Here is a 3360-nt window from a genome sequence, read left to right as displayed (position 1 = left end):
GCGACCCCCGATTGCCTACGAGTACGACCTCCAACCCGCAGCAACTGCCCTGGCCCAAGCCACATAGACGTGTTCAAAAGCCGGGGTCAAGGCCCAAGATCTCATGGAATGGAAATTCCGGACAGAAACCCATAGCATGCCCCAACTCCACGACGCACGCGAGCAATCAGGATACTCATCGCCTCAATCTGAACGAGTTCCCCACCACTGGTGAACAATTAGGAGTACCTCTATAAATTATGGTTTCCCAATATCGTCACCCGCTGGCGGCAATCAGAAGTGAAAGTCGTGCGCTTGAGGTGTGCGTACCCGAACGCTTCCCCTGACAGCGTGACCAGAGGTTTCGTGGCACGCACGCAGGGGTTAACTCAAAAGCACTCGATGCCGAAGGTCGCAACGTGATCATCGGGGCCGATGTTACTGAATCGGCTGCTTGCGCTTCCATTCCCTACATGGGTGTCAGATTGAAATATATACGAGGCGTCATATTCTGCCCAATTTCGAGCGATATTGGAGAATCCTGAGGATGGGCAGTTAGCGTATGCCGTCACGGTCGCCGAAGGGGCGATCTGGACATCAGTCCTAACATCGAGCGACTGAGGCAGTTGGCCTGGGTTGACCTTCGAGCAAGTTAGTTGGATCTCGGCGACCATGACTATCGGCGGATTAGTCGAATAGGGACTAGAGTTCGAGTATCCGATGCGCGATATTCCAGGATAGTTCAACGGGATAGCCGATTCAATCCGCCCCTTATCGCCTCCTCCTGAAGTTTTTACCCCAATGCTCACCAGGAATGGATGGGTGGATGGACACTTTGCTCCCACGTATGCCGACCCTTGTGCTCCAACAGAACCTCGATTGGTGACTTTCACCTCAGTCGGATCATCGGCTACTGCAATCGTAGAGCTTACTGGAATCATTATTGCAGCCATGGCGATTACACTCGCACATGACTTGCTGATCCTTGCAATCATATCTTTTCCTTGCTGACGCAATCACCCCCGCATATTTCGGGGGTTTGAGCTAGGCGATAGTAGACACAGGCGCGCTCGGGATAATATGAGTAAGCAATACCCAATATAGAGTTGACGCCGGCGTCTAGCCCTTGAGATGTCCGGTACCCGGGCTGGCCTGTAGTTCCGCAATCCTGATGGCACCCGCATCGGCGGAGCTGTCCTCCCCATCCCGAACCTGCCCACGCCGTCCTGGAGGGGATCGCTCTCTATCCCGCGCAGCAGCTACCTCGGTCGCCTCCTCCTCGAACCTTCTCCACCCGCTTCGCCACTCAGGGCATCCGCTATTTCGCCACTCAACTGTCTGCCGGCGACGAACCTGAGCGCTCCTTCCGCTGTTCCAGATTCCAGGAAACCGACCGCCTGACCACCTACGCCCGCCACCCTTGAGTTCATGTTGAACGCAACTCCCCTCGTGCGACACGAGAACCGGGCGCAAATTTTATTCGAAGATGCAGGGGGGGTGGCTCAGCCGGACAGAGTAGCGGACTCATAATCCGCCGCCGTGGGTTCAACTCCCGCCCACTCCCACCCACCCGCTGTAGCCATCTGGAGTTTGTAACTGAACCGTTCCGATGTGAGCCATGAGAGAGGGTGGGACACATGCCCAAGAAGATTAACCCCCGCTTCAGAGCCAGGCTGTGCGTCTGGTGACACAGCACCGCTCGGAGTACTCCATACCGGAACACCTCGTAGCCGCCGAAATTCAGGTCTTGCTCCCCGGCCATGGTCTCGGCGTACTTTGCACTGTCAGGTTCGGTTCTGCCGTTGCGTGTGTAGTGCTGCATTCCATCGACTTCCAGGACCACGCGCCGGTTTACTGGGAGCAGCATGAGGAAGTCCATGCGCAGGTTCTGCATGGCATGCGCGCCGCGTTCACGGAGGGTCTTGGGATTCCAATGCAGCCATATCTCCGGGAGGAGGGTAGGAACGTCGCTCAGGCGGTCCCGGTTGGCATGGCGGTAGTGCCAGAACAGGTTCTTCTGTCCCGAGGGCTTCGGGGCAGGGACGCTTCCAGGCGGCTGTAGAGGGACCGCTTCGCTTTCTCCTGATCAGTGAACCTCTTTCGCCCTGGATAGTTGCAGGTCAGCAGCGTATGGACGGCTTGGACAATGGTGCTGATGCATCGGGCTCGTCAGAGCAGTCGCCAGGACTTCAGTTGAGCGAAGACACGTTCGCTAGGTGCCCGGAGTCTGGCGTGGGCGCGGTTGAACTGCTGGTAGTAGGGCGGCTGTTCGCGGTGGTGGTAGTAGGGGGTGCGGCCGGGTGTCGCGCGGGAGAACCACTCGGTGGGGATCAGGGTGCCGTCGATGATGACGTGGCCGCCTTCACCGAGGCCGGTGGAGGCTTCGTGAAGGCTGGGTGCCCAGCCGGCCAGGACGTCGAGGGTCTCGTCGACGTAGCGCCAGGTGGTGGCCTGGGATATCCCGAAACTCGTTCTTCCGCAGGTGGACGAGGGTGGAGCGGTGCCTGCTGGAAGCAGTCGAGCTTGCGCCTGCGGGTGTTGCGGGCTTGGCGGTGCTCGTGCAGCAGTCAGGCGACATGCTCGACGAGCTCGTGCGGGACGTCGAGCGTGGCAGGATACGGAACCAACAGGGCCCCTTCGGTCGCCGGTGTGTTGAGTGGAATCACCACGCCGACGACGAGGGCCCCGTCTCGTCACCATCCCCGCTGACCAGCCCGTTTCGCCCTCCAGCACAGGGTGAAGGAGGCTCATTGACGCACAGGACTGGCTCACCGCCTACCACCTGCCGCCTTACGTACTCGGCCTCAACCGTGCCGCTCCGTCAGACGCCTGTTTGACGTTCTGGCGGGCACTGGCACTCGGTGTGCTTGCCGACGGTCCCTGTGGCCACCGGAGTTCTTCCAAGCGCTCGGCCAGGAGGGTGCGTTCTACGGGCTGTCAGAGTTTGAGATCATGGGGCCATGACCAGTACTGAGCCGTCTGTGACGGATGCACAGCAACGAAGGAAAGAGCTGCAGGAGCTTCACCGGCTCCAGGTGGCTGCGCTCGACGCTTACGACAAGGCGGTGGAGCAAGCTGCGCTTGCTCAAGCTGGGCTCAGCCGGTCGGTTTTCGAGGCTGTGGAAGTGTTCGGCGGCATTGCCATGGCCACCGGACTCCTAGGTATCACGGCCAAAGAGGCGCGCGCGCATATGGCAGCCCATGAGGCAGCGACGAGCGAGCAGCCGGCCGCGGCTGCTGAGTCAGGCCCAGAAGCCACTGAAGGCTGAGCGCGATGTGCCGGTTTAGACCGACCGGCAAATGGTGGGGCCGGGCTGGCCAGGCGGACCCGAACGCAGGGCAGGCACGAGCCTGAGTGATCATGGAGTTCTCTACGCTCAG

1 protein-coding gene, 1 tRNA gene and 2 pseudogenes are annotated in these 3360 nt (G+C 59.9%); 2 read left to right on the top strand and 2 right to left on the bottom strand.

Annotation, left to right across the window (positions count from 1 at the left end; genetic code table 11):
* Positions 1 to 1470 precede the first annotated feature (1470 nt).
* Positions 1471 to 1544 (top strand) — tRNA-Ile (locus ACFWUY_RS41020).
* A 538-nt stretch (positions 1545 to 2082) separates the two neighbouring features.
* Here the strand turns inward: ACFWUY_RS41020 and ACFWUY_RS41015 are convergent.
* Together ACFWUY_RS41015 and ACFWUY_RS41010 are read right to left on the bottom strand one after the other, a co-directional pair.
* Positions 2083 to 2298, bottom strand: a pseudogene (locus tag ACFWUY_RS41015) (transposase family protein); the annotation flags it as partial.
* A 3-nt stretch (positions 2299 to 2301) separates the two neighbouring features.
* Positions 2302 to 2648, bottom strand: a pseudogene (locus tag ACFWUY_RS41010) (transposase family protein); the annotation flags it as partial.
* A gap of 291 nt (positions 2649 to 2939) precedes the next feature.
* Between ACFWUY_RS41010 and ACFWUY_RS41005 the strand changes: the two are divergent.
* On the top strand, positions 2940 to 3248 hold the full coding sequence (locus ACFWUY_RS41005; protein WP_384121960.1) for a hypothetical protein: 309 nt from the start codon (positions 2940 to 2942) through the stop codon (positions 3246 to 3248).
* Positions 3249 to 3360 lie beyond the last annotated feature (112 nt).

Source organism: Streptomyces sp. NPDC058664 (assembly GCF_042716635.1).
In the GTDB taxonomy this organism is placed as follows: Bacteria; Actinomycetota; Actinomycetes; order Streptomycetales; family Streptomycetaceae; genus Streptomyces.
The sequence above is the reverse complement of the archived record's forward strand: the minus strand, read 5'-3'. Positions and strand labels throughout refer to the sequence as shown.